At 62.4% G+C, this 26,721-nt stretch carries 20 protein-coding genes; 8 read left to right on the top strand and 12 right to left on the bottom strand.

The features are described 5' to 3' along the window. Positions 1-21: 21 nt before the first annotated feature. Positions 22-1,803 (top strand): SulP family inorganic anion transporter, encoded by a 1,782-nt coding sequence (locus ACTJGZ_RS04915; RefSeq protein WP_441661831.1) that lies wholly within the window; start codon positions 22-24, stop codon positions 1,801-1,803. Further along, positions 1,784-2,695 carry a LysR family transcriptional regulator gene (locus ACTJGZ_RS04910; RefSeq protein ID WP_441661830.1) on the top strand — a complete coding sequence of 304 codons (912 nt, stop codon included), beginning with the start codon at positions 1,784-1,786 and terminating at the stop codon, positions 2,693-2,695. The genes ACTJGZ_RS04915 and ACTJGZ_RS04910 overlap by 20 nt, the downstream gene beginning before the upstream one ends. Here ACTJGZ_RS04910 and ACTJGZ_RS04905 read toward each other — a convergent pair. The 5 genes from ACTJGZ_RS04905 to glmS form a co-directional block, all read right to left on the bottom strand. Further along, complete coding sequence (locus ACTJGZ_RS04905) at positions 2,680-4,095, bottom strand: aspartate ammonia-lyase (RefSeq protein WP_441661829.1); 1,416 nt, start codon at positions 4,093-4,095, stop codon at positions 2,680-2,682. The genes ACTJGZ_RS04910 and ACTJGZ_RS04905 overlap by 16 nt on opposite strands. A 61-nt stretch (positions 4,096-4,156) precedes the next feature. Then, the gene (locus tag ACTJGZ_RS04900; protein ID WP_441661828.1) at positions 4,157-4,888 is read right to left on the bottom strand and encodes an aspartate/glutamate racemase family protein; all 732 of its coding nucleotides are present in this window, start codon (positions 4,886-4,888) and stop codon (positions 4,157-4,159) included. Positions 4,889-5,052: 164 nt separating this feature from the next. Next, complete coding sequence (locus ACTJGZ_RS04895) at positions 5,053-6,342, bottom strand: MFS transporter (RefSeq protein ID WP_441661827.1); 1,290 nt, start codon at positions 6,340-6,342, stop codon at positions 5,053-5,055. Positions 6,343-6,366: 24 nt separating this feature from the next. Then, positions 6,367-7,290, bottom strand: a complete 924-nt coding sequence (locus ACTJGZ_RS04890; protein ID WP_441661826.1) for a carbon-nitrogen hydrolase family protein — start codon at positions 7,288-7,290, stop codon at positions 6,367-6,369. A gap of 248 nt (positions 7,291-7,538) precedes the next feature. Further along, on the bottom strand, positions 7,539-9,371 hold the full coding sequence (glmS, locus tag ACTJGZ_RS04885) for a glutamine--fructose-6-phosphate transaminase (isomerizing) (protein WP_441661825.1): 1,833 nt from the start codon (positions 9,369-9,371) through the stop codon (positions 7,539-7,541). A gap of 189 nt (positions 9,372-9,560) precedes the next feature. Between glmS and ACTJGZ_RS04880 the strand changes: the two genes are divergently transcribed. Further along, positions 9,561-10,049 (top strand): Lrp/AsnC family transcriptional regulator, encoded by a 489-nt coding sequence (locus tag ACTJGZ_RS04880; RefSeq protein ID WP_441661824.1) that lies wholly within the window; start codon positions 9,561-9,563, stop codon positions 10,047-10,049. On the opposite strand, the gene ACTJGZ_RS04875 is transcribed toward ACTJGZ_RS04880, so the two are convergent. Genes ACTJGZ_RS04875 through ACTJGZ_RS04865 form a run of 3 tightly spaced genes read right to left on the bottom strand, consistent with a single transcriptional unit; the run spans position 10,039 to position 13,334 of the window. Beyond that, the gene (locus ACTJGZ_RS04875) at positions 10,039-11,289 is read right to left on the bottom strand and encodes an O-antigen ligase family protein (protein WP_441661823.1); all 1,251 of its coding nucleotides are present in this window, start codon (positions 11,287-11,289) and stop codon (positions 10,039-10,041) included. The genes ACTJGZ_RS04880 and ACTJGZ_RS04875 overlap by 11 nt on opposite strands. 58 nt (positions 11,290-11,347) lie before the next feature. Continuing rightward, a complete protein-coding gene (locus ACTJGZ_RS04870; protein WP_441661822.1) occupies positions 11,348-12,196 on the bottom strand; it encodes a polysaccharide deacetylase family protein in 849 nt (282 codons plus the stop codon). After that, entirely contained in the window at positions 12,183-13,334 is a 1,152-nt protein-coding gene (locus tag ACTJGZ_RS04865; RefSeq protein ID WP_441661821.1) for a glycosyltransferase family 4 protein, read from the bottom strand. The genes ACTJGZ_RS04870 and ACTJGZ_RS04865 overlap by 14 nt, the downstream gene beginning before the upstream one ends. Positions 13,335-13,652: 318 nt before the next feature. Here ACTJGZ_RS04865 and ACTJGZ_RS04860 point away from each other — a divergent pair, with 318 nt between their 5' ends. Beyond that, on the top strand, positions 13,653-14,729 hold the full coding sequence (locus tag ACTJGZ_RS04860) for a glycosyltransferase family 4 protein (RefSeq protein WP_441661820.1): 1,077 nt from the start codon (positions 13,653-13,655) through the stop codon (positions 14,727-14,729). Next, on the top strand, positions 14,726-15,535 hold the full coding sequence (locus ACTJGZ_RS04855) for a glycosyltransferase family 2 protein (protein ID WP_441661819.1): 810 nt from the start codon (positions 14,726-14,728) through the stop codon (positions 15,533-15,535). The genes ACTJGZ_RS04860 and ACTJGZ_RS04855 overlap by 4 nt, the downstream gene beginning before the upstream one ends. A gap of 56 nt (positions 15,536-15,591) precedes the next feature. On the opposite strand, the gene ACTJGZ_RS04850 is transcribed toward ACTJGZ_RS04855, so the two are convergent. The 3 genes from ACTJGZ_RS04850 to ACTJGZ_RS04840 form a co-directional block, all read right to left on the bottom strand. Then, positions 15,592-16,434 carry a polysaccharide deacetylase family protein gene (locus ACTJGZ_RS04850; RefSeq protein WP_441661818.1) on the bottom strand — a complete coding sequence of 281 codons (843 nt, stop codon included), beginning with the start codon at positions 16,432-16,434 and terminating at the stop codon, positions 15,592-15,594. Between the two features lie 45 nt (positions 16,435-16,479). Beyond that, on the bottom strand, positions 16,480-17,853 hold the full coding sequence (gene glmU / locus ACTJGZ_RS04845; RefSeq protein ID WP_441661817.1) for a bifunctional UDP-N-acetylglucosamine diphosphorylase/glucosamine-1-phosphate N-acetyltransferase GlmU: 1,374 nt from the start codon (positions 17,851-17,853) through the stop codon (positions 16,480-16,482). Between the two features lie 82 nt (positions 17,854-17,935). Then, positions 17,936-18,514 carry a PhaM family polyhydroxyalkanoate granule multifunctional regulatory protein gene (locus tag ACTJGZ_RS04840; protein ID WP_441661816.1) on the bottom strand — a complete coding sequence of 193 codons (579 nt, stop codon included), beginning with the start codon at positions 18,512-18,514 and terminating at the stop codon, positions 17,936-17,938. A gap of 251 nt (positions 18,515-18,765) precedes the next feature. Here ACTJGZ_RS04840 and ACTJGZ_RS04835 point away from each other — a divergent pair, with 251 nt between their 5' ends. After that, on the top strand, positions 18,766-19,599 hold the full coding sequence (locus ACTJGZ_RS04835) for a DUF4743 domain-containing protein (RefSeq protein WP_441661815.1): 834 nt from the start codon (positions 18,766-18,768) through the stop codon (positions 19,597-19,599). Between the two features lie 150 nt (positions 19,600-19,749). Here the strand turns inward: ACTJGZ_RS04835 and rpoH are convergent, their stop codons facing one another. After that, positions 19,750-20,649, bottom strand: a complete 900-nt coding sequence (gene rpoH, locus ACTJGZ_RS04830; RefSeq protein WP_441661814.1) for an RNA polymerase sigma factor RpoH — start codon at positions 20,647-20,649, stop codon at positions 19,750-19,752. A gap of 234 nt (positions 20,650-20,883) precedes the next feature. Between rpoH and ACTJGZ_RS04825 the strand changes: the two genes are divergently transcribed. Next, entirely contained in the window at positions 20,884-21,579 is a 696-nt protein-coding gene (locus tag ACTJGZ_RS04825; RefSeq protein ID WP_441661813.1) for a transposase, read from the top strand. A gap of 393 nt (positions 21,580-21,972) precedes the next feature. Continuing rightward, on the top strand, positions 21,973-26,712 hold the full coding sequence (locus tag ACTJGZ_RS04820) for a glutamate synthase-related protein (RefSeq protein ID WP_441661812.1): 4,740 nt from the start codon (positions 21,973-21,975) through the stop codon (positions 26,710-26,712). Positions 26,713-26,721 lie beyond the last annotated feature (9 nt).

The raw sequence follows: 26,721 nt of genomic DNA, 5'->3' as shown, positions 1-26,721 counted from the left end.
GCAGCCCTCAGGAATCCGCCTATGACACACCCCACCTCGGAAAATGCTGCGCCGCTGCTCACGGAACAACGCCTGGCCAGCGTACCGCTGTTTTCGACCCTGCGCATTTACCGGCGCGAATGGCTCAAGGCCGACACCCTGGCCGGTCTTTCCGTCGCGGCAGTGCAGATTCCGACCGCCATCGCCTACGCCAGCCTGGCTGGCCTGCCTCCCATGGCGGGGTTATATGCAGCGATTCTGCCGCTGGTGGCCTACGCGCTGCTCGGTTCTTCGCGGCAGCTGATCGTCGGCCCGGATTCCGCCACCTGCGCCATGATCGCCGCTGCCCTGGCGCCGCTGGCCATTGCCGGCACCCAGCATTACACCGATATGTCCATGCTGCTGGCCATCATGGTCGGGCTGCTCTCCATCCTGGGCGGCATCATGCGCCTGGGCTTCATTGCTGATTTTCTGTCGCGCCCTATCCTGCTGGGATTCATGAATGGCGTGGCGCTCTCCATCATCGTCGGCCAACTGGGCAAACTCAGCGGCATCGCCCTGGATGCCCGGGACCCCTTTCTGGTCCTGCTGGAACTAAGCGGCCGTCTGGCAGACGCGCACTGGCCCACACTCACCTTGGGCGCACTGGCCCTAGGCCTGCTGGCCTTCTGTTCCTGGCGCCTGCCGCGGCTGCCCGGCCCCCTGGCCATTATTGTGTTGCTCAGTCTCGCAACCTGGCTGTTCGGCCTGGATAAGCTGGGCATCCAGGTTGTCGGCGCCGTCGCTGGCGGGCTGCCCACCTTTTCATTGCCGCAAGTGGGGCTGCGTGATGCCCAGGCCATGTTCGGCGAAGCCGTCGCCATCGCTCTGGTCAGCTTTTGCTCGGCCATGCTGCCCGCCCGCAGCTTTGCCGCCAAGAACCGCTACCGCGTCTATCCCAATCAGGACCTGATCGCCCTGGGCACGGCCAACGTCACATCCGGCCTGAGCGGCGGTTTCGTCATCAGCGGCGCGGATTCACGCACTGCCATCAATGATATGGTGGGCGGCAAAACCTCCATGGTGAACCTCGCCACCGCGATTTTCACGGCGCTGGCCGTGCTGCTGCTGGACGGCGGCCTGGCCTGGATCCCGACGGCTGCCCTGGGCGCGGTACTGATCATCGCCGCCCTGAAGATGATTGATTTCGCCGCCGTGCGCGACCTGGCCCGCATCAGCCCTTTTGAATTGCGGGTCTCGTTATTGGCCACACTAGGCGTGCTGACCCTGGGGGTGCTGCCCGGCATTATCCTGGCCGTGCTGCTGTCGCTGGTCAAGCAGCTGCGCCTGGTGGCGCGGCCCCGTGATGCCGTGCTGGGCGAAGTGCCCAACGGCAGCCGCCTGTTCAACGTGGCGCACTACCCGGCAGCCAGCAGCCCCATGGGCGTGCTGGTGTACCGTTTTGATGCGTCCCTGCTGTTCTTCAACAGCGATTATTTCCGTGAGCGCCTGCGCGTGCTCATCAGCCACAGCGCGCAACCCATCAGCGCCGTTGTGCTGGACGCCCAGCCAATCACCACGCTGGATATCACCGGCGCCCTGATGCTGGAAGAAGTCCAGGCAGAACTCGCCAGCGAAGGCATCATGTTCTGCATCGCAGGCGCCCATGGACAGTTCCGCGAACTGCTGGAACGCAGCGGCTTGGCGGAGAAAATCGGGGCGCAGCACCTGTTTGCCACCTCACTGGAAGCGGTCAACCGGCTGCGCGCGGAATTTCATGCGCGCGCGCAAGCGGCCGAAACCACTAGCCACCAAGAGCCCTCACATGAACCACTCCGGCATTGACACGGTTGACCTGAACCTGCTGCGGGTGTTCGAAGCCCTGATGGAAGAAGGCGCCGCCAGCCGGGCCGCCATCCGTCTGGGCGTCACGCAACCTGCCATCAGCGCGGCGCTGGGCCGCCTGCGGCTGCTGTATTCCGACCCTTTGTTTGAACGTACCGGGCGCGGCCTGCGCCCCACCACCCGCGCCAATGAGCTCGCGCCCATGATCGAAGAGGCGCTGAACCATTGCAGGCAGGCCCTGGCACCTGCCATGCCGGGCAAGACAGCCGAAGGCCGCAGCATTACGGTGGGGCTTTCCGATGACAGCGAAATCGCCCTGGGGCATACGCTGCTATCGCTGGTCAAACGCCAATTGCCCGGCGTGCGCATCATCTTCAGGCAAACGCATAGCGGTTTGGTGCAAGACATGCTCATGCGCCACCAGATCGACCTTGCCATCGCCGCTGGCGGACTCTCTTCCCCGCTGATCGCGCGCCATCGCCTGGGGCGCGGCAACTACCTGTGCCTGGCCGGCATGCACACCCCGATTCCGGCCAGCGCGCAAGAATATGCGCAGCGCCCGCACTTGCTGGTGTCATCCGGCGGTTTTGTCGGCATCGTGGATGAAGGCCTGCGCGCAGCGGGCTACCGGCGCAGGATCAAGGCATCAACCTCTCACTTCGCCGCCGTCCCGTTCCTGCTGGCGGATTCCGATCTCATCACCACCGTGCCGACCCATGCCGCCCACGCCATCGTCCGCATGGCGCCGCTCAAGCATTTCGAATGCCCAGTCCCATTGCCTTCCTATGAACTGGAACTGGGCGTGCGCATCGGCAGCAAGCATGACGATGTCCTGCAAGCCGTCAAAACCCTGCTGCTCGAAGCCATTCACACACACTATGTGTTGTCGTGAGGCGCCGCCGGCCGCGTCAGGCGTTCCGGCACCAGCAGGCGTTGCAGGTCTGCCGCGCTCAGAATGCCCAGCGCCTCGGCCACGGCGCCAATTTCGCCGCCGCTAGCCAGTGCCTGCTTGACGATGCGGGCGGAATTTTCATAGCCGATGATCGGATTCAAGGCCGTCACCAGGGTGACAGACTCGGCCACCCGGCGCTCCAGCACCGGCAAATTGGGCTCTATGCCTTCCACGCAGTTGTGCTGCAGGGTGCGGCAGGCGCCAACCAAATGGCTCATGCCCTGATGCAAAGCCCAGATCATCAGCGGCTCGAACGCATTGAGCTGTAACTGGCCGGATTCCGCTGCCAGCGTCACCATGAGATCATGGCCAATGACTTCAAACGCCACCTGATTCATTGCCTCGGGAATCACCGGATTCACCTTGCCGGGCATGATGGAGGAACCCGCCTGGCGCGCGGGCAGCACAATATCGCCCAGACCGGCCTGCGGGCCCGATGACAACAGGCGCAAATCACTGGCGATTTTCGACAAACGGATCGCCACACGTTTGAGCGCGCCCGATAGCTGCACAAAAGCGCCGGTATCCTGTGTTGCCGCCACCAGATCCCGCGCAGCCACGACCGGCAAACCGCTGCACCGCGCCAGGCAGTCGATCACCCTCGCGCCATAGCCGGCGGGGGTATTGATCCCCGTTCCGATGGCCGTCGCGCCCAGATTGACTTCAGTCAGCAGGGCCTGCGCCTCGCGCAGGCGCCGTTCATCTTCCGCCAGCGTCGCGGCAAACGCGCCGAACTCCTGCCCCAACGTCATCGGCACCGCATCCTGCAACTGGGTCCGGCCGATTTTCAACACACTGCCGAATGCAGCGGCCTTGCCTGCGAACGCGGCGCGCAAACCTGCCAGCGCGTCCAGCAGCTCTTCTGCCTGCGCATGCGCCGCCAGCCGGAGCGCCGTGGGATACACGTCATTGGTGCTCTGCGAAGCATTGACGTCGTCATTGGGATGCACCAGATGATAGTCGCCCTGCACCCCTCCCAATTGCACGATGGCCAGGTTGGCAATGACCTCGTTGGCGTTCATATTGGTCGAGGTTCCCGCGCCGCCCTGTATGACATCCACGCGGAACTGGTCATGCCATTGCCCCGCCAGCAGCGCGTCGCAGGCCTGCCCGATGGCGGCCGCCACAGACGGTTCAATGACACCCAGGCTTTCATTGGCCTGGGCCGCTGCCTTTTTGACGCAGGCCAAGGCCCGGATCAAATGCGGCATTTGCGCCAGCGTCTGGCCGGTGACAGGAAAGTTCTCAACGGCACGCGCGGTATGCACACCCCAATAGGCGTCACGCGGGAGCGTTTTACTACCTAGAAAATCCGCTTCGGTGCGCAGATGATCAGTCATGATGATTCCTTGCTGAAAAAAGCCTGATGCCGCTGGCCAGGCCCAGCCTGGCCAGCGGTCTTCAACCGCCTTGGGCGGCGTGTTCCCGTTCCTGTTGTGACCAGCTCACGCAGCGCCGCGCCAGCGCAGCCGTCGCATCCACGACGGGCACCGGCGAATTGCCGTCATGGAGCACCACCGGAATCTCCGTGCAGCCCAGAATGACCGCCTGCGCGCCGCGCTTGCCCAGTGCCGCTGCCGCGGCTTGCAGAAACTCCGTTCCGCGCGCCACATCCCCGGCCTTGACCGCCGCAATCCCCGGCATCACCCATTCCACCATTTCGCGCGCCGTCGGCAACAGCCATTGAATCTGCTGGCCATTGCCTGCGCGCCGGTTCACATAAAGGCCGGAAGCAATCGTGCCGTCCGTCGCCAGCAGCCCGATGCGCGCATCGCGGCCAGCCAGCGCCACCGCATCTTCCAGGGCGGCATCTACCAGGTGCAGCATGGGAACCCCCAGCGCCGCCTGCAAAGGCTCGAACCAAAGATGCGCCGTGTTGCACGGCACCACGATCATGCTGGCCCCTGCTTCCGCCAGCAGTTTGCCGCTTTCAATCATGGCGGCCAGCGGGGAATCACCCTCACCCCGAAATGCCGCTGTACGGTCTGGAATCTGCGGAATGCAAGCGGTCACGATGGGGATATGATCCTGATCCCGATGTGCTTCCGTCGCATCCAGCACCTTGTGCATAAAATCTATCGTCGCCAGCGGCCCCATGCCGCCAAGAACGCCCAGCAAGCCCGGAGTGCTCATCGCGGCTCTCCCCCGGTCCCTAACCATGACGGGATATGCATGATTGCTACCCTAGAAATTGACTGCGCCGCAAGGACGCACGACGCCGCCATCACGGCAGGGGCGAGCACGGCGTGCCGCGCCCCTGCCGTCAAGCAGCACTAAGAACCACCCGATGCGCCGGGCTATTTGCTCTCTGCTGCCGTATCAGCCAGCAGGCGCTGCGGCATGGCCAGAATCAGGACGCAAGCGCCCAGCACCAGCACGGCGGCAAAGAGATACAGCCCCGCATTGATGCTGCCGGTACTGGTCTTGACCATTCCCATGACCGTGGGGCTGACAAAACCGCCAAACAGCGCCAGCGAATTGATCAAGGCGATCCCGCCAGCCGCCGCATTCCCGGTCAAATAACGGGTCGGTATCGTCCAGAACAGCGGCATGGCGGCATACAGCCCAACGGCGACCACGCTCAGGCTGATCAGCCCCAGCACCAGATTGCCCTGTACCAGCGTGCAAGCCACCAGCCCCAGTGCCGCCGCGCACAGGCAGGTAAAGAGATACCAGCGGCGCTCGCCCGTGGCGTCGGAACGGCGCCCGATTGCAATCATGCCCAGCGCGCTGGCGATGAAAGGCAGGGACGTCAGCAGACCGATATGGAACGGGTCGCTCACGCCATAGCTTTTAATCATGCCCGGCAACCAGAAACCCAGGATGTAAAGCCCGCTCATGACCGAGAAATACACAAACGCCAGCGCATAGACTCTCGGATCGCGCGCCACTTGCCCCAAGTGATGCTTGCCGTCATGGGCCGGGGTGCCTACCTCCTTGGCCACCTGCTCACGCTCTTGTTGCGTCAGCCATTTCGCTTCCTGCGGGCTATCGGTCAGCACAAAGGCCGCGATCAGGCCCAGCACGACAGCAGGCGCCCCCTCCAGCAGGAACATCCATTGCCAGCCATACAGGCCATGAACCCCGTCCATGTATTTGATGAGCCAGCCTGACACCGGGCCGCCGATAATGCCCGCGATGGCAATGGCCGACATGAAGACCGCAATGATGCCGCCGCGCAGCCGCACCGGAAACCAATAGGTCAGATACAGGATGATGCCGGGGAAGAAACCTGCCTCAAACGCCCCGAGCAAAAAGCGCACAATGTAGAAATGCATAGGGGTTTGCACAAACATCATGCAGGACGACACCAGCCCCCAGGCAATCATGATGCGCATAATGGTTTTGCGCGCCCCGATTTTCGTCAGGAACATATTGCTCGGCACTTCGAACAGCACATAGCCGATGAAAAATACGCCGGCGCCCAAACCATAGACCGCGTCACTGAAATTCAGATCCTGCTGCATCCGCAACGCGGCAAAACCGATATTGACCCGGTCCAGATAGGCCACGATATAGCTGATGAACAGCAGTGGCAGGACTTTCCAGGCAATTTTCCGGTACACCTCTTTATTGTTGTCTTGCATGCTTGTCTCCTGTGAAGGTAGTTTTTATTTTTTGAAGACCACCGACGTTTTGGCACGCTCATCTACCGTCAGGGTGAACACATCCGGACGGGAATAATGGCCAACCACATCGAAGTCATAACGGGCCTTGATCAGCTCGGCCGAATCAATTTGCGCCACCAGCAGGCCTTCCTGGTTTTTCAGCGGACCGGCCATCACTTCGCCCATCGGGCTGAGGATCACGCTGCCGCCCTGCATCAATGGCCGGTCTTCATCCCAATGCGGCACGCTGACACCGGCCTCACGCGGGGAAGGCTGGTATTGGCAAGCGCTCACCAGAAAGCAGCGGCCCTCATGGGCAATGTGGCGCATGGAAATCAGCCAGTTGTCGCGCTCGTCCACCGTCGGCGCGCACCAGACATCCACGCCCTTGGCATACATGGCCGTGCGCAGCAGCGGCATATGGTTTTCCCAGCAGATGGCCGCGCCTATCTTCCCTGCCGGGGTTTCCACCACAGGCAATGTGGAACCATCGCCCTGGCCCCAGATCAGGCGTTCACTGCCGGTAGGCATCAATTTCCTGTGCGTTGCGCACAAGCCCGTCTCAGGGGAAATGAACAGGGCGGAACAGTGCAAGGTACTGCCGTCGCGTTCGATCACGCCTACCACCAGATGCGCGCCAGTACGGGCAGCCAGGCCTTCCAGTTCCGCCGTCTCCGGCCCCGGCACATCAATGGCATTGGCAGCGTAGCGCTCAAAGGCAGCGCGGCCTTCCGGCAAGCGGTAACCCACATACGTGCTGAAGTTTTCGCCCTTGGGATAACCGCCCAGCAAGGCCTCCGGCATCACGACGAGGTCAGCGCCCGCCTGCTTGATTTCCGCCTCGTAAGCCAGAATCCGGGCCAGGGTTGTTGCGGTTCCTTCCGGGTGCGATCCTATCTGCAGCGCTGCCACCGTGGAAATTGTCATGAGTTGTCCTTGTTTCGATGAATGGTGCCGACATGGTGTCGCCAGCCAAGATATTCATCAATTGCCTAAAAAGGACATCTAATATCAATTCAATTTATATCGGATCACAGCCAGGCCAGAAGCGGCATGGCGTGCGCCGGCGCGCCCTGCCCTGCCAGTGCGCGCCATTAAAAAAGCCGCCCCTGCACAGGCAGGGGCGGCTTTCAGCGCCGGTCTATCGACAGACCGGCAATGGAACAAGCAAGGGTTTATTCCACCGTCACGCTCTTGGCCAGGTTACGCGGCTTATCCACGTCCGTGCCGCGCGCGCAAGCCACATGGTAGGCCAGCAGTTGCAGGGGGATCGTATGCAGAATGGGCGACAGACGGCCATAGTGTTCCGGCATGCGTATCACATGCACGCCTTCGGTGCTGCTGATATTGGTATCGGCATCCGCAAATACATACAGCTCCCCGCCGCGAGCACGCACTTCCTGCATGTTGGACTTCAGCTTTTCCAGCAACTCATCGTTGGGTGCCACCACCACCACCGGCATGGCATCCGTCACCAGCGCCAGCGGGCCGTGCTTGAGTTCGCCGGCAGGATAGGCCTCAGCGTGGATATAGCTGATTTCCTTCAGTTTGAGCGCGCCTTCGAGGGCGATCGGATAATGCGAACCACGGCCCAGGAACAGCGCATTTTCCTTGCTAGCGAATTGTTCCGACCAGGCAATGATCTGCGGCTCCAGCGCCAGCACGGCGCCAACGGCCACCGGCAGATGGCGCAGCTGGCGAATGTAGTCGGCCTCGCGTTCGGCCGGCAGACGGCCGCGCACCTGCGCCAGCGTTAGCGTCAGCAGGAATAGCGCCGTCAATTGCGTCGTGAACGCCTTGGTGGAAGCCACACCGATTTCCACCCCGGCACGCGTGATGAACGAAAGCGCGCATTCACGCACCATGGCGCTGGTGGAGACATTGCAAATCGTCAGGGTGTTCTTCATGCCCAGCGAACGCGCATGCTTGAGCGCTGCCAGCGTGTCCGCCGTTTCCCCGGATTGCGACACCGTCACCACCAGCGTGCGCGGATTGGGCACACTTTCACGGTAACGGTATTCGCTGGCGATCTCGACGCTGACAGGAATGCCTGCCATGGCTTCGATCCAGTACTTGGCGGTCAGGCCGGCATACGAACTGGTACCGCAAGCCAGGATCAAGACCGAGTCGATTTCCTTGAAAATCTGATAGGCGCCATCGCCGAACTGCTCGGGCGTAATGGCTTCGATATCCTGCAAGGTATCGCTGACTGCGCGCGATTGCTCGAAGATTTCCTTTTGCATGAAGTGGCGGTAAGGGCCCAGCTCGGCCTCGCCCGTATGCACATGGACGATTTGCGCTTCGCGCTCCACCCGCTTGCCTTCGGCATCGACAATCCACACCCCTTGCAATTGCAGGTCAATCACATCGCCATCTTCCAGATAGATGATGCGATTGGTCGTGCCTGCCAGCGCCAGCGCGTCGGAAGCCAGGAAATTTTCGCCGTCGCCCAGACCCACCACCAGTGGCGACCCTTGGCGCGCGCCCACGATGCGGTGAGGCTCATCACGCGAGAATACAGCGATGGCATATGCCCCTTCCAGGCGGCGCGCAGCCTGTTGCACGGCCTCGAACAAATCGCCCTGATACAAGTGATTGACCAGGTGAGCAATCACTTCCGTGTCGGTCTGGCTTTCGAACACATAACCCACGGCGCTCAATTCCGCGCGCAGCTTGTCATGGTTCTCGATGATGCCATTGTGCACCAGCGCAATGCGCGGCTCTTCCTGGCCCTTGCCCGAGAAGTGAGGGTGGGCATTCTGCGTCAGCGGCGCGCCATGGGTTGCCCAGCGCGTATGCGCAATCCCGGTAAAACCGTGCAGGTGATCCTGACGCACCTGTTCAGCCAATTCGGACACGCGCTGCGTCGTGCGCGAACGCTGCAGGCGGCCATCCAGATGCACGGCAATGCCGCAGGAGTCATAGCCACGATATTCCAGCCGTCGCAGGCCTTCGATCAGCACAGGGGTGATGTCACGTTGCGCAACGGCGCCAACAATACCGCACATAGGAAACTTCCTCCGCTGAGCAGGCGGCAGCGCGTCACCATGACGCATTGCTCTGCCTGAGCTCCAATATCAGCATTCTGCGTCAACTACGGAGAAATATGATCCCTAATTTCTGTTAAATTTGAAAGAAAATTTCTCCACCATCAATACATGAAATTTTCCATCATAAAATGATGAAAAAGGAAATTTATGAAACAGGAAGAGAGAGAAACTGGCGCAGAGGAGCTGGATGAGCTGGACCGCCGCATCCTCAATGCCCTGCAACAGGACAGCAGCCAGACCAATCAGGAACTGGCCGCCCAGGTGCATGCATCGCCCGCGACCTGCCTGCGCCGCGTGCGCCGGTTGCAGGATGAAGGTTTCATCATGCGCCAGGTGGCCTTGCTGGACCCTGCCAAGCTGGGGCGCAATCTGACCGCCCTGGTGGAAATCTCACTGGATATCCAAACCCGCGAAGCCATGGAGGCGTTCGAAGCACTGATTCAGCACGAGCCCGCCGTGCAGCAGTGCTACCGGGTCGCGCCTGGGCCAGACTTCATTTTGCAGCTGTTGCTCAGTGACATGCCGGCTTACCATGCCCTGGCGCACCGCTTGTTTTCACAACAGCAGAATATCCGCAACGTCCGAACCTTTTTTTGCACTCACCGGGCAAAATTCGAACCAGGCATCACGCTTTAAGCGCCGCCGCGGGTTCGCGTTCGGCCGCCCGGATCAGCGACCAGATGATGACCATCATGAAAAACAGCACCATCACACCGCTATTGTGGCTCAGGAAGGTCTGCGACAAACCGAAATCCATATAAGACACGCACAGCACCGCCCCGGCTGCCGCGTAAGGCTGCCGCCGGGCCCGAGATTCCCCCAGCATGCGCATGAACATGCGCAGCGGCACCAGATACAGCAACAGCAGGGACACAAGCCCCAGCACGCCGCGCTTGACGGAGATATCTATGTATTCGTTGTGCAGATGGGTGAACTCACTGATGCTTGAATCCACCTTGCCGTCTGCAATCAGCTGATCGCGATAGGCAATGTAACCCTTGCTGCCCATGCCCAGGAGCGGATGCTCCTGCACCGCATAGCTGCCCGCCTTCCACAACTCAAAACGGCCGCCCAGCGATGACACGGGATTGTCTTCCTGGAAATACAGCTCCAGATCCGAGAATGCGGAATTGACCCGTTCCTTGACGCCAGTCGCGGGCAACGCATAGAGGCAGGCGCCCAAGGCCACGACCCCGCCCAGCAAACTCCACAGCTGGCTGGGCCGCAACCCTTTGCCATAGGCCCGCACCAGCACCAGCAAAATGAACGGCACCCCCACCCAGCCGCCACGCGACCCGGAGAAAATGGAACCGAGAAAGCCGAACAATACCCCCAGGGCGAGCAAGACACCCCAGCTCCAGCGGCGTTGCTGCAACTGGCTCCAGCCGGCCAGGCCAGTCAAGGACAGCATGCCCAGCAGCATAGAAATATTGCCGAACTGAATAGTGCTGGTAAACCCCTCGGCGCGCTCCAGGCCCAAGGCCAGCTTCTGCCACCCGGCCCACAGCCCGACCACGATGGCGCCGACCGCAACACCGCCCCAAAATGCCTTGCCACTCGGGGGATACCGCAGCAACCAAAACAGCGCGGGAAGCGCCAAGAGAATGCGAACAGGCTTATCCAGCGTGGAAGCCGGCTGGCCATCGCGCCATATTTCCAGCGCCCAGACCGCAAAATAAAACAGGAAAACCGCAATCAGCCAGCCGTCCCGGCGTTCCAGCTTGGGGAAAAAACCCGGCACGCACAAGGCCGCCACCCCGGCCAGGCTCAACAGCAATGCCACCGAATAACCTGACGGCACCACCAATGCAATGGCGCCCGTCAGGAACACCACGATGGAAGAAAACAGAACTGCGCAAGAAGCCCGGTTAGGCATAATCAAATCAAACCCTTGAGAACGAGATCGCTGCTCGCTGGCCCGATATGCTCCTCCATCACGCGCCGGGCGGCAAGCCTTTTTTCCAGGCCTTGAAACGATTGAACAGCGGCGAAATCAGCGGATGGCTATGATAACGGAAACGTTTACGCAACCAATCCGATGGCCGATTGCTGATGGCGAAACGATAGATATGCAATGGGTCGCCGTGCGGCAGATTACGGCCAAACGCATGCGTCGTATAAAGATGATCAAACCCGCATTCCTGTGCTATCTCGACATAATCCGGATCGAAATAGCCTTGCGGCCAGCACAGATGGGAAGTCGCGCCCCCCAGATGGCGGTCCATATCCGCGCGCGACAACAACAGGTCTTCACGCAGGCGTTCACGCCGCTCGTCCGGCGCCAGACCGCGTTTATCCCAGCGGGTATGGGTGTGCGTATGGCTATGGATTTCAAACGTGCCGGCTGCCACCATGGCCTGCAATTCGCTCCAGCGCGCAATCACGGCATCACTCTGTCCCGCCTCGATCATGGCTTCGCAAGCCCGGTGCTCCGGCGTCTCCGGCAGGCTTTGGCCCATGCCCAGACAAGGCCGCACCGGGCCCTCATGCGTCCAACCCGTGACCTGGAACAGGACGGCGCGCATCCCGTAACGTTGCAGTAACGGGTGCGCGTACACCCAGTTATCCAGATAACCGTCATCGAAAGTAATCAGCACGGATTTCTCGGGCACGGGCTGTCCCGCCAGAAAACCACTGAACTGCGCGGCCGTCAGCGAGGTCCAGCCCTCGCGCGCCAGCCAGGCCAACTGATCTTCGAACACATCCGGCGCGACGGTAATCATGCCGGGCGACGGTGATACATGATGGTGCATCAGCACCGGAACCAACTTAGCAGATGTCATAACCCCGCTCGCTCAACCATTGCGCATAATAGCGTTCAATCAATTCCGCCTGGCCCGGCAAGGTGAAACGCGCTTCGCTGCGTATCCAGTCCCACCCGGCACGGCCCATGGCCCGGCGGCGCCCGCCATCGGTCACCAAGGCTTCCAGAGCGGCCGTCAGGGCCGCCTGGTCTCCCAGCGGGCACAGCAGCGCATTGATGTCGCGCACCACCATTTCCGGCACGCCCCCTACATCCGTCGCCACAATCGGCAACCCGGCCGCGGCGGCTTCCAGCACCGCCGTCCCGCTGGCCTCCATATGCGTCGCCAGGGCAAAAATGTCAAAACCGAACATCAGATCGGCCACATCGGCACGATAACCGAGAAACATCACGCGGTCCGTCACGCCCATCTCGGCAGCCTGCGCCCGCAAGATCCGCTCCTGCTCGGCGCCATCGCCCGCAAACGCAAGTTTCAAACCGGCATGGCGCCTGAATAAAGGCCCCATGGCAGCCAACAAATCCCGGTGCCCTTTGGCTGGGCGCAAGATCGCAACACACCCCACCACAATCTCATCATCCGCCACACCCAGTGTTGCGCGCGCACTGCGGCGCGCGCCTGCCCGGCAAGCTTCTATCTCGTCCGCCGCCGCGCCCCAGCGCGCTTCGGGAAATGTCACGGTGGGCGAGGCAATACCGATCTGATCCCGGGCAATCCCCCGGCTGACCATGTAATCCCGTACAAACTCGCTGACCGTCAGCAAACGATGCGGCAACCAGGTATAGCTCAGCAAGGAATGGATGGGGTTCATCAAATGCCGCGTGCGCACCACCAGCGGCACGCGGGCCAATCTGGCCCCTGCTGCGGCGATCAGCGTATCGCGGCGGCTGGTCGTATGGACGATATCGTAGCCTTCCGCGCGCGCCAGCCGCCGCACCGCGAACACGCCGCGCAACCAGCGGGCCAAGCCGCCCATCTTCAGCGTATGCACGGTAAAACCAGCCGCCCGTACGCGCTGCTCCAGCGGCGTGCCCGGCTGGCACAGCAAAGACATCTCATGCCCGCGCTCGCGCATGGCCAGCATATGCCGGTAAGTGTAGATTTCCTGCCCGCCCATATGCCGGGCAGAGTCAGTATGAAGAATTCGATATTTTTTCACGGCCCAACTAGATGGCTACTCAGGAGCATCAAACGCCAGCACGCCCGCTGACCGGGATCATTATGATAGGTATCAGGCGCTGGCCGCACAGGCCACGCAGCGGCTGCACCCAGTGATTGAGGATACGCGGTCGTAACAGACAGCTCCGCCCCCGCATTCCAGTGCGGCGTTATCATATCCCGAGCCTGATCCTGTCATGCATAAATAATAAAAGAACAGCCTATGCATTGCGCGCCGAATATACCCAGTCCGCCCGGAAGCCAGGCGCTGGCCGCCGGAACCCTATAATCAGCGGTTTACATCCGCATCCTCGACGATATGCGCATTCTGCAGATCAACACTGAAAAAAGCTGGCGCGGCGGCGAACGCCAAACGCTGCTGAGCATGCAGGCATTCCGGGCAGCCGGTCACGATGCGGAACTGCTGGCCCGTGCCGGCTCGCCTTTGATGCAGCAAGCCCTCAGCGCCGGTTTTACCTGCCATGGCGTGCAGCGCAGCAGCGCTATCGGGCCGTTTCTTGCCCGCCACGGCAAACACTATGACGTCATTCATTGCCAGACGGCGGGGTCGCTGACCTGGGCCGTACTGACCAAATGGATCTACCGCCGTCCCTTGGTCTTCTCCCGCCGCACCACCATGCCGGTAGAGCGGCGTGTCGCCATGACCCGCTTCAAATGGCTGCATGCGGACGCTATCGCGACCGTCAGCGCCAGTGCCGCACTGGAACCGCAGCGCCTGGGCGCCCATCCCGTCGTCATCCATAGCGCCGTCGTGCCGCCGCCTGCCGGTGATCCTGCCAAAGCCGCGCGCCTGGCCAGCTTCCAGGCAGAATATGCCGTACCCGGCAAACGCCTGATCGGCACCGCCGCATCGCTCACCTGGGAAAAAGACCCGGAAACCCTGATTCGCGCCCTGGCTGCGCTCAAGGCCAAGCGCCAGGACTTCCTTTTCCTGCACATGGGCACTGGCGGGCCTTTGCAAGCCGCCGTACAGCAACTGGTCCAGACGCTGGGCCTGGACGCGCACTACCGCCATATCGGTTTTCTGGACAATGTCGAAGATATCTACCCGGCGTTGGACCTATTTGTCCTGACATCGGTACAGGAAGGCCTGAGCACAGCCGTGCTGGACGCCTTTCTGCGCCATGTGCCGGTTGTCTCCACCGATGCTGGCGGCCAGGCGGAAGGGCTGGCCGATGGCCGTGGCCTGCTATGCCCTGCGCGCGATGCGCAAGCCCTGGCCGATGCCATGGATTTCGTGCTGAACCACCCCGCCGAGCGGGCTGAAATGTGCCGCCGCGCCTACGATTACGTCACCACTGAGCACAGCGTGACGACCATGGCGCAAAACTATCTGGATCTCTACCAGTCCCTCCTGGATCGCCGCCACTCATGATGCCTACGCCTGCTTCCGCCCCCCGCGCCCGGCTTTCCGTCATTCTTATCACCAAGAACGAAAGCAAGCATATTGGCGCCTGCCTCGAATCCGTCAGTTTTGCCGATGAAATCATCGTGGTAGATTCAGGCAGCACTGACGATACCCGCGATATCGCGGCGCGCCTGGGCGCACAAGTCCATGAAACCAGCGACTGGCCTGGATTCGGCCCGCAAAAAAATCGCGCGCTGGATCTGGCAACCGGTGACTGGGTATTTTCCATAGACGCGGACGAGCGCGTCACGCCGGAAATGGCCCAGGAAATCCAGGCGCTGGTGCAATCCCAGCCGGCGCTGGATGCCTACCAGGTCGCGCGTCTCTCGTACTTCTGCGGCCAGGCCATCCGGCATAGCGGCTGGTGGCCCGACCATGTGCTGCGCTTGTTCCGGCGGGGCAGCGCGCGCTTCACGGATGCCAAAGTGCATGAGAAGCTGGTCTGCACGACGACAGCCACCGGCGTGCTGCGCCACCATCTCATTCATTATCCCTATGACAGCCTGGAAGCCCTGCTCAATAAGGTGAACCGCTATTCCAGCGACGCCGCCGGCATGATGTACGCACGCGGCAAACGCACGACCACCCTGGGTGCGCTGGGCCACGGCATCTGGACCTTTATCCGTTCCTATATTATCCGGCGCGGTTTTCTGGATGGCCGCGCAGGGCTCATCATTGCGGTTGCTGGCGGTACCGGCAGTTTCTTCCGCTATTCCAAGCTATTGATGCTGCAACAAAATGCCGGCAAGCCGGCAGACCCCGCGCAGCGCTGAAGACATCTGCCCTGGGCGCATTAGCCTGAGGGCAGTGCGGAGACGGCGGCGCGTGCTCAGCCTTTCCAGCGGTTGTAGAGCCGTCCCAGCCAATCCGGCATGGCCAGCCTGACCCGCAGCCCGAACAGGCGCCCGCCGCGGTTGCGTACCGATACCCGCCAGATCGAATCCGTCCCGCTGCCGATGGTGTTATAGCCATGGCTCTTGGTGGTGTAGAACACCGAAAACCCAGCCTGGCGCGCGACATCGAGATAATCCTCATCGAAGTAGCCTTGCGGCCAGCACAGATGCTCGGTCGCCCCGCCCATATGCGTCTCGAAGTAAGCGCGCTGGGCTTGCAGGTCCCGCGCCAGGCCAGCGCGTTTTTCCTCTGCCGTCGCTGACACCTTATCCCATCGGGTATGGGTGTGCGTATGCGAATGGAATTCAAAGGTACCGGCGCTGCGCATGGCGTCCACTTCGCTTTGGCGCACAATGACGCGATCTGTCTCGCCTGCTGCAATCAGGCGCTTGCATTCCGCATGCGACCACCGCTCGAAGCCCGCCAGGCGATCGCGGCGGATATCGTCGATAGCGGCGCAGGGCCGCGCCGCGCCAGTCCCGATCCAGCCAGTCACGACAAACATGATGGCGCTGAACCCATACGCTTGCAGCACAGGATGCGCATACTGCCAGTTATCCAGATAGCCGTCATCGAAAGTCAGCACGACGGAACGCTTGGGCACCGGGCGGCCTGCCACCAGAAAGGCGCACAATTCCGCCGCCGTCAGCGTTTTCCAGCCATTGTCATGCAGCCAGCGCATCTGGCTGGCAAACAGGCGAGGACTGGTGGATAAGCCCTCGACCGCCGGCGAAACATGGTGGTACATCAGGACGGGAACGGCTGGGGAGACACTCACTCTGTTTATCCTTGCTGACCGGCTGGGGCGCAGCCGGCGCGCTCTTTATGCGTTTTTCTTCACCGGACGCTGCCAGCCCGTCACGGTTTTCTGCGGTGTGCGCGACAAGGTCAGGCTATCTGCTTCGGCATCGCGCGTCAGGGTCGTGCCCGCCCCCACCGTCGCGCCGCGGCCCACGGTCACCGGCGCCACCAGCTGCGTGTCGGAACCGATAAAGGCACCGTCTTCGATGATGGTCTTGAACTTGTTTACGCCATCGTAATTGCAGGTAATCGTGCCAGCGCCCACATTGACGTCTGCGCCGATCTCGGCATCGCCAATATAAGACAGGTGGTTGACCTTGCTGTTCGGGCCGATGGTGCTTTTCTTGATCTCGACGAAGTTGCCGATCTTGGCGCCCTGCGCCAGCCGGGTACCCGGGCGCAGACGCGCATACGGACCGACATGGGCCTCTGCCCCGACCTGCGCATCGTCCATATGGGTATAGGCTTCCACTTCCGTGCCCGCCCCCACGGAAACATTGCGCAGCACGCAATTCGGGCCGATGCGCACGCCATCCGCCAGTTCAACCTGGCCTTCGAACACGCAACCGACATCAATGAAAACATCGCGGCCGCAAACCAGGCTGCCCCGCACATCCAGCCGCGCCGGGTCGGCCAGCGTCACACCGGCTTCCAGCAGGCGGCGGGCCTGCTCACCCTGCCAGATCCGTTCGAGCTGCGCCTGCTGCACACGACTGTTGACGCCCAGCGTCTCCCAGCCTGCCGCAGGATGCGCGGCGTTCACCGACACACCGTCAGCCACCGCAAAGCCGATGATATCGGTCAGGTAAAACTCGCCCTGGGCATTATCGTTGCGCAGGCGGCCCAGCCAATCCTTGAGCTGCGCAGTCGGCGCTGCCAGGATGCCGGTATTCACTTCGCGAATGGCGCGTTCCGCCTCGGAAGCATCTTTGTGCTCGACAATGCGCTGCACCTTGCCCTCGGCATCGCGCACGATACGGCCATAGCCGGTGGGATCTTCCAGGAATTCCGTCAATACCGCCACCCCGGCGCCACGCGCTTGCAGCAGGCGCTGCAGGGTTTCAGGCTGCACCAGCGGCACATCGCCATACAGCACCAGCGTCGTGTCATCGGCCGCGCCATCCAGCAAATCGGGCACGGCCTGCTGCACGGCGTGGCCTGTGCCATGCTGGGGCTGCTGCAATGCAAAATGCAGATCCGCGCGCTGCGCGAACGCTGCCTTGACCTGATCCGCGCCATGCCCAACGACCACGACCACACGATCCGGCGACAGGGCCGCTGCGCTGTGCAGCACATGATCCAGCATGGACTTGCCTGCCAGAGTGTGCAGCACCTTGGGAAGATTCGATTGCATACGCTTGCCCAGACCGGCAGCGAGAATGACGATATTCAACATGGAGATGGAGTGCAAAAAATGAAAAGGGGCACAGGGACTCACACCAGGCTGGCTGGCGTGGTGCCCATGTCAGTGATGGGGTTCAGGAACGGCGGGCGCGCTTGGCAGGCGCTGCCGCCTTGGCGGGCGCCGCACGCTTGGCAGCGGGCCGTGCTGCCCGTTTCCCGGGCGCAGCGGCAGGCGATGCGGCGGGCTCTGCTGGTTTTGCCGTTGCGGCGGCGGCCTGTACCGGCGCCGCGGCTGCCGACGCTGCGGCGGCAAAGCCCTGGAACTGCTGCTGCAGCAGCGACCACCAGGCCTGCGCAGCCTGCGCCGCAGGGTCTTCATCAGCTGCGCCGGCAGCCCCCGTGGCGCCAGCGGCCGCTGACGGTTCCGCTGCGGGCGGCACAGGCTGGGCCGCCGTTTCCGCGCCGGGCGCCGTGCCGCCCAGGAAGCTCTGCAAGGTACTGATCGTGGCGCGCTGTACTTCCAGCCCCTGAATCGTGCTGCGCAGCAGGGACAGATTCAGATTGAGCCAGTTTTCCACCGTGCGCAATTCATCAATGCGCCGTGCCAGTTCCTGCGCATCCAGCGTCGGCGACAGCGGCAAGCCCTGAGCCAGCTGGCCCGCGCCGGACATCCCGCCCCACACCTGACGCATCAAGGCCATGCCTGATAGCATGGGATTATCTGCAGGTAAATCACCCATTCCCGGGAAAAAAGAAGACGGCATTGCAGCGGTCATGGCATGACTCCCTATCAAGGTTCTACTATGGGCGGGATATTAACAGTTCGCCTTTAACGCAACATTAAGTACGTGCTTATCTTGCGTCTTGTCGCACCATGTTGCAAGCAGCAAAGACCCTTGCCCCAGCCGTCCAGGCGGCATGAAAAGTCGGCGCTCCGCCCCTGCCAGCGCATTACAATCTCCGCATGCCTATCGCCCTGCCCTCCCTCGCCCGTCTCCAGTCCCATGCGCAACGCCTGCACGCAGGCATCACGCAGCCGCCGCCTGCTGGCGCTATGCCGCTTTATATTGCCGGCCAGCGCTGCGGCTGGATTGTGCCGGCGGCCATGGCGGCCCTGCAAACCGCTGGCCTCGCGGCAGAGGCGGACGGCGTCTGGCATATTGGCATGCCATTGGCGCCGCACAGCGCCGCGCTGGCCGATGTGTGTGATGCCGTTGCCCTGGCCTTGCGCGATGCCGGCTGCCTGCACGGCTGGCGCGACGAAGCGCTCGATATTTACAGCGTGGCGCCAGATTCGCCGCCTTTGGGCCGCATCGAACGTACCGCCACCCGTCCCTTGGGGCTGCGCACGCTGGCGGTACATCTCAATGGCTGGACGCCAGACGGCCGCATCTGGCTGGCGCGCCGCTCCCTGACCAAAAACACCGACCCCGGCATGTGGGATACCCTGGTGGGCGGCCTGGCCAGCAGCGGCGAAAGCCTGGATCTGGCGCTGGTGCGCGAAAGCGCCGAAGAAGCCGGCCTGACACCGGATGACCTGGCAGGGCGTACGCCGCTGCGCACCGTGACGCAAATTCATCATCACCTGCCTGAAGGCTATCAGGTCGAGGATGTGCTGCTCAGCCGCTGCGTGCTGGCCGAACATGTGCAGCCCCGCAATCAGGACGGCGAAGTCATGGAAATCCGCGCCGTGGCGCCGCTGGAAATCATGGACATGCTGGAAGCCGGCCTGATTACCCAGGAAGCCGCGATCGTGCTGTTAGACGATATGCAGCAACAAGCGCAGCAGGCAGGCTGACAGCGCGCTTGCCTGAGCGCGGCGCGCAAGCCGCCATCCAGGCGCCGCAACGCATCACGCCAACGGAAAACGCCGGCTCAAAGGCCGGCGTTCTCCGTTATAGTTTCTAGCAACAACGCCTCACACCCGGCGCTGTGTTGGCATGACGGCTCAGGCCGACAGCGCCTTGCGCAACTTTTTCATTGCCGCAGCCTCGATCTGCCGGATGCGTTCAGCAGAAACGCCAAATTCCTGCGCCAATTCGTGCAGGGTAGCGCCGCCATCGTCCTGCAGCCAGCGCGCTTCAACAATCCGGCGTGAACGCTCGTCCAGGCCATCCAACGCCTGGCGCAGGCCTTCGCCCTGCAACATTTCATGGGCGCGGCGCTCCAGCACCTGACCGGGCTCGGCTTCGCCATCATCAGACAGATAGGCAATCGGCGCGAAGGTGTCTTCGTCGTCGTCCTGGGCTTCCAGTGCCACATCGCGGCCCGCCAGACGCACTTCCATCTCGCTGACATCCTGCTCGCGCACGTTCAGCGTGCTGGCGATTTCCGACACTTGCTCGGGCGACAGGGTTTGACCATCCGGGCGCATGCTGCGCAGGTTGAAAAACAGTTTGCGTTGCGCCTTGGTGGTCGCAACCTTCACCAGCCGCCAGTTGCGGATGATGAATTCATGGATTTCCGCCTTGATCCAGTGCACCGCAAAAGACACCAGGCGCACACCGCGCTCCGGATCGAAACGCTTCACGGCCTTCATCAGACCGACATTGCCTTCTTGGATCAAATCTGCCTGGGGCAGGCCATAGCCCATGTACTGGCGCGACACCGACACGACCAGGCGCAGATGCGACAACACCAGGTCGCGCGCAGCGTCCAGATCACCCTGGTCGCGCAAACGGCGCGCCAGATCGGTTTCCTGTTCAGGCGAAAGCACCGGCAGGCGGTTGACCGCGCCGATGTAAGCATCCAGCGTGCCCAAGGCACCGGGATTGGCAACCGCCAAGGCCAGCGCCTGCGAGGTGGAGGCCGCAGCGGATGCAGAAAATTGGGTCAGACTCGTGTTCATTGGGGTCGCTCCTACTGTGCTGCTGGCTACCGGCGCCGGCGGCATGGTCTTGCCACAGATTGCGACAGCATGATTCAGAATATGCGTATTGATGTTAGCACTCTCCATTAGTGAGTGCCAGTTAGAAGCCAGACGGATGAAAAAGTTCCAGCCTCCATGGTTTATCATAAGCGCGCGTCCTGTCATTTCCATGACCGCTCCGCCACAACCCCAACAGTCCTCGCGCTCGCCTCCATGGCCCGACTCCCCCGCCTGTATGCTCCCGATACGCCCCAGCTGGCCCAGGCCGAGCTGACCAATCCTTTACAGGAATCCGGCGGCAGCCTGGACGCAGGCATGTTCGATGCCATACAGCAGTGGCTGGCGGAAACCTCCCTGCAGCATGGCGTAACGCTGCATGGCTGGTGTTTGCTGCCGGACCGGCTGCTGTGCCTGAGCACCCCTGCCAAGGCAGACAGCCTGGCGCGCATGATGCAGGCGCTGGGGCGCAAACTGGCCAGCCGGCAAATGGCAGGCGCGGTCTTCAATGGCCGCTACCGCTGTGCGCTGGTGCAGCCCGGGCTCTGGGTCTTGCCTGTCCTGGCCTGGCTGGAAAGCCGGCCCGTGGCGGCCCGGCTGGCGCCCGACGCCGAAGCCTGGCCCTGGTCTTCCGCCCGCGCCCATACCGGCTACCTGATTCCCTCCCCTGCCTGGCTGCATAATCACCCCGATTACTGGCGCTGCGGCAATACCCCCTTTGACCGGCAGGCGGCTTACCGCCACTTGCTGCAAGAAGGCCTGAGCCGCGAACAGGAAAGCCGCATCACAGCAGCCCTGCAAGGACAATGGGCCTTGGGGGATGCGGCGTTCCTGGAACGCCTGGCAGGCACCGCCAGCCGGCGCGTCCAGCCCGGCAAGCGCGGCAGGCCGCGAAAAACGCCCGCGGCCTGATTCCCCTGATTCCACCCGTCTGCCCCCGCCGCGCGGGCCTATCAGGCGCTGCACGCCTGCACTCAACGGATGCGCCAAAACACCCGTTGCAATGCCACGACGGCCTATTGCCTCACCGCCGCGGTCGCTGCGCACCATTTCCGTCCAGCCTTGCATCAAACCGGTGCATTCTGGCGCGCATCAATACTCACTCTTATTTAGACGCACTATTTTGGTGCATCTCTGCCCCGTCAAGACAAAATAACTTTGTCCCCATTTTTATTCCCTGCTAAAAGACTATTTTAAGTACAAATCCGTCCCTATTTATTTTTGTTGTATGTGATGGAAATAGCGCGGTATTTTGTTGATACCGGGAACATTTCAAGCCACCCGGCCCTTTTTTGGAATGCCGCCATGACCCTCCGCCCTCGCGAGTTCTGTAGCCCCCCGGCGTCCGTCGTCGATACCTCCCGCATCGGCCTGCCGGCACCTCAGGGCCTGTATCGCCCCGACCTTGAACACGACGCCTGTGGCGTGGGCTTTGTCGCCCATATCAAAGGCCGCAAAAGCCACGCTGTCATTCAGCAAGGCCTGAAGATCCTGGAAAACCTGGATCACCGCGGCGCGACTGGCGCGGACAAGCAGATGGGCGACGGCGCAGGCATTCTGATCCAGATTCCCGATTCCCTGTACCGGGCCGACATGGCCCAGCACGGCATCATTCTGCCCCCGCCAGGCGAATATGGCGTCGTGATGGTCTTTCTGCCCAAGGAAACCGCGTCGCGCCTGGCCTGTGAACAGGAGCTGGAACGCTCGGTACGCGCCGAAGGGCAAGTCGTGCTTGGCTGGCGTGATGTCCCGGTGGACCATGAACTGCTGGCCTCGCCGACCGTGCGCGCCCATGAACCCGTCATCCGCCAGCTGTTTGTCGGCCGCGGTGAAAACGTCATGGTGCCCGACGCGCTCGAACGCAAGCTGTACGTCATCCGCAAGACCGCCAGCCATGCCATCCAGAAAATGCAGCTGGCCCACGGCAAAGAGTATTTCGTCCCGTCCGCCTCGGCCCGCACTATCGTTTACAAGGGCCTGCTCCTGGCCGATCAGGTCGGCACCTACTATCTGGACCTGGCCGATACCCGTGCCGTCTCCGCGCTGGCGCTGGTGCACCAGCGGTTCTCGACCAATACCTTCCCGGCCTGGCCGCTGGCCCACCCCTACCGCATGATCGCCCACAATGGCGAGATCAATACGGTCAAAGGCAACTTCAACTGGCTGCGCGCCCGCGAAGGCGCCATGCAGTCCGCCGTGCTGGGCGACGACCTGCGCAAACTCTACCCGATTGTCTATGAAGGCCAATCCGACACGGCGACCTTCGACAACTGCCTGGAATTGCTGGTGATGTCGGGCTATTCGCTGGCCCACGCCATGATGATCATGATCCCGGAGGCCTGGGAACAGCATGCCCACATGGATGAAAGCCTGCGCGCCTTCTATGAGTACCACGCCGCCCTGATGGAGCCCTGGGACGGCCCGGCAGCCATGGTCTTTACCGATGGCCGCCAGATCGGCGCCATGCTGGACCGCAACGGCCTGCGCCCGGCGCGCTATCTGATCACCGACGACGACCTCGTGATTCTGGCCTCCGAAGCTGGCACGCTGTCAGTCCCGGAAAATCGCGTCATCAAAAAGTGGCGCCTGCAACCGGGGAAAATGTTCCTCATCGACCTGGAACGCGGCCGCATCATCGACGACGCCGATATCAAGACCCAGATCGCCAATTCCCATCCCTACCGCCAGTGGATCGAGCGCCTGCGCGTCAAACTGGAATCCCTGCCGCGCCCCCAGGCCGCGCCCGTCCTGCCCAATGGCGAGGACACCTCGCTGCTGGACCGCCAGCAAGCCTTCGGCTGGACCCAGGAAGATCTCAAATTCATCGTCGGCCCCATGGCCGCCAAGGGCGAAGAAGCCATCGGCTCCATGGGCAACGATTCGCCGCTGGCCGTGCTGTCGCAGCGGCCAAAGTCGTTCTACAACTATTTCCGCCAGCTGTTCGCGCAGGTCACCAACCCGCCCATAGACCCCATCCGCGAACAGATGGTCATGTCACTGGTGTCCTTTATCGGCCCCAAGCCCAATCTGCTGGACATCAACAACGTCAACCCGCCGCAACGCCTGGAAATTTCCCAGCCTGTCCTCGACGCCAATGCCATGCGGGTCATCCGCGACATCGGCAACCTGACACGCGATAAATTCCGCAGCTTCGAGATCGACATCACCTATCCGGTGGCCTGGGGCCGCGAAGGCATTGAAGCGCGCGTGGCTGCGCTGTGCGCGCGCGCCGTCGATGCGGTGCAAAGCGGGTACAACATCCTTATTCTGAGCGACCGCAAGGTCGATGCCCAGCATGTCGCCATTCCGGCGCTGCTGGCCACCTCCGCCATTCATCAGCACCTGATACGCACCGGCCTGCGCACCCGCACCGGCCTGGTCGTGGAAACCGGCAGCGCCCGCGAAATCCATCATTTCGCCTTGCTGGGCGGCTATGGCGCCGAAGCCGTGCACCCGTTCCTGACGCTGCAAACGCTGGCCGCTACGGCAGACCAGCCTGAAAAGGCCATCACCCATTACATCAAGGCAGTAGGCAAGGGCCTGAGCAAGACCATGTCCAAGATGGGCATCTCGACCTATATGTCTTACTGCGGCGCGCAGATCTTCGAATGCATAGGCCTGAGCAGCACCGTCACGAACAAATACTTTACCGGCACCTTCAGCGCCATTGAAGGCATGGGCATTTTCGAAATCGCCGAAGAAGCCCTGCGCCAGCACCAGGCCGCTTTCAGCAGCGACCCTGTGCTGGCCGACAACCTGGATGCCGGCGGGGAATATGCCTTCCGCATCCGCGGCGAGGAACACATGTGGACGCCTGACGCGATTGCGCGCCTGCAGCACTCCACCCGTTCCAATAACTACCGCACCTACAAGGAATACGCGCAGATCATCAACGACCAGACCAAGCGGCAGATGACGCTGCGCGGCCTGTTCTCGTTCAAGGTCGATCCGGCGCACGCCATTCCGCTGGAAGAAGTGGAACCCGCCAGTGAAATCGTCAAGCGCTTTGCCACCGGCGCCATGTCGCTGGGGTCGATTTCCACTGAAGCCCATGCGGTTCTGGCTGCCGCCATGAACCGCATCGGCGGCAAATCCAACACCGGCGAAGGCGGCGAGGATGCCCTGCGCTACCGTAATGAACTGCGCACCGGCGACAGCGGTATCCGCGAGGGTGCGACCCTGGCATCGGTGCTGGGCGCGGAGCGTATTGCCGCCGATGTGCCGCTGCAAGCTGGCGATTCGCTGCGTTCGCGTATCAAGCAGGTGGCATCGGGCCGCTTCGGCGTCTCGGCGGAATACCTCATCAGCGCCGACCAGATTCAGATCAAGATGGCGCAGGGCGCCAAGCCCGGCGAGGGCGGCCAGCTGCCCGGCGACAAAGTGTCCGAATATATCGCCCAGCTGCGTTTTTCCGTGCCTGGCGTGGGCCTGATTTCGCCCCCGCCGCACCATGACATCTATTCCATCGAGGATCTGGCGCAGCTCATCCATGACCTGAAAAACGTCAATCCGCGCGCCTCCATCTCGGTCAAGCTGGTGGCTGAAAGCGGCGTGGGCACGATTGCCGCCGGTGTCGCCAAGGCCAAGGCCGACCATATCGTCATTGCGGGCCACGACGGCGGCACCGGCGCCTCGCCGCTGTCGTCCATCAAGCATGCCGGTTCGCCCTGGGAACTGGGCCTGTCCGAAGCCCAGCAGACCCTGGTGCTGAACCAGTTGCGCGGCCGCGTGCGCGTGCAGGCGGACGGCCAGATGAAAACCGGCCGGGATGTGGTCATCGGCGCGCTGCTGGGCGCGGATGAATTCGGCTTCGCGACGGCGCCGCTGGTGGTGGAAGGCTGCATCATGATGCGCAAATGCCACCTGAACACCTGTCCGGTCGGCGTGGCGACACAAGACCCGGTGCTGCGCGCCAAATTCCAGGGCCGCCCCGAACATGTCGTGAATTACTTCTTCTTCATCGCCGAAGAAGTGCGTGAGCTCATGGCGCAGCTGGGCTTGCGCCGCTTTGAAGAAATGATAGGCCGCACCGACCTGCTCGATATCCGGACGGCGCTCGACCACTGGAAAGCCCGCGGCCTGGATTTCACCCGCATTTTCCATCAGCCTGCGATGGCAGGCGCGCGCCGCCACGAAGAAGAGCAGGACCACGAGCTGGAAGGCGCGCTCGACCTGCAACTCATCGAACGCAGCCGTGCCGCGCTGGAACACGGCACGCCGGTTGCCTTCATGACGCCGGTACGCAACCGCAACCGCACCATAGGCGCCATGCTGTCCGGTGAAGTCGCCCGCCGCTACGGCCATGACGGGCTGCCCGGCGACACCATACGCATCCAGTGCAACGGCACCGCAGGCCAGAGTTTCGCCGCCTTCCTGGCCCATGGCATTACCCTGGACCTCGTCGGCGAAGCCAATGACTATGTCGGCAAAGGCCTGTCTGGCGGCCGCATCATCGTGCGCAGCCCCAACGACTTCAATGGCAAAGGCACCGAACACATCATCGCCGGCAACACCGTGCTGTATGGCGCGCTGGCAGGCGAAGCCTATTTCAACGGCGTCGCGGGCGAGCGCTTTGCCGTGCGCAACTCAGGCGCGGTCACCGTCGTCGAGGGCGTGGGCAACCACGGCTGCGAATACATGACCGGCGGCACTGTCGTCGTGCTGGGCCAGACCGGGCGCAACTTCGCGGCTGGCATGTCCGGCGGCGTGGCCTACGTCTGGGACCCGGACAATCAATTGCGCCAGCACTGCAATACCGCCATGGTCGAGCTCGAACCCGTGCTGCCCACCCTAGAACAGGAAGCGCAGGGAGGCCCCGAAACCTGGGTCAACATGACGCGCAACGGCGAACGCATCACCGATGACAAACTGCTGCGCCAGCTCATCAGCGCGCATGTCCAGCACACCGGCAGCCAGCGCGGCCGCGACATCCTGGCCGACTGGGACAACACACTGGGCAAGTTTGTCAAAGTCATGCCCATCGAATACCGCCGCGCCCTGCAGGCCATGTACCAGGCCGAACCGGCCGAGCCGCAGCTGGCCTGAGCCCCGGCG

The organism is Kerstersia sp. (assembly GCF_052103615.1).
In the GTDB taxonomy this organism is placed as follows: Bacteria; Pseudomonadota; Gammaproteobacteria; order Burkholderiales; family Burkholderiaceae_B; genus Kerstersia.
The sequence above is the reverse complement of the archived record's forward strand: the minus strand, read 5'-3'. Positions and strand labels throughout refer to the sequence as shown.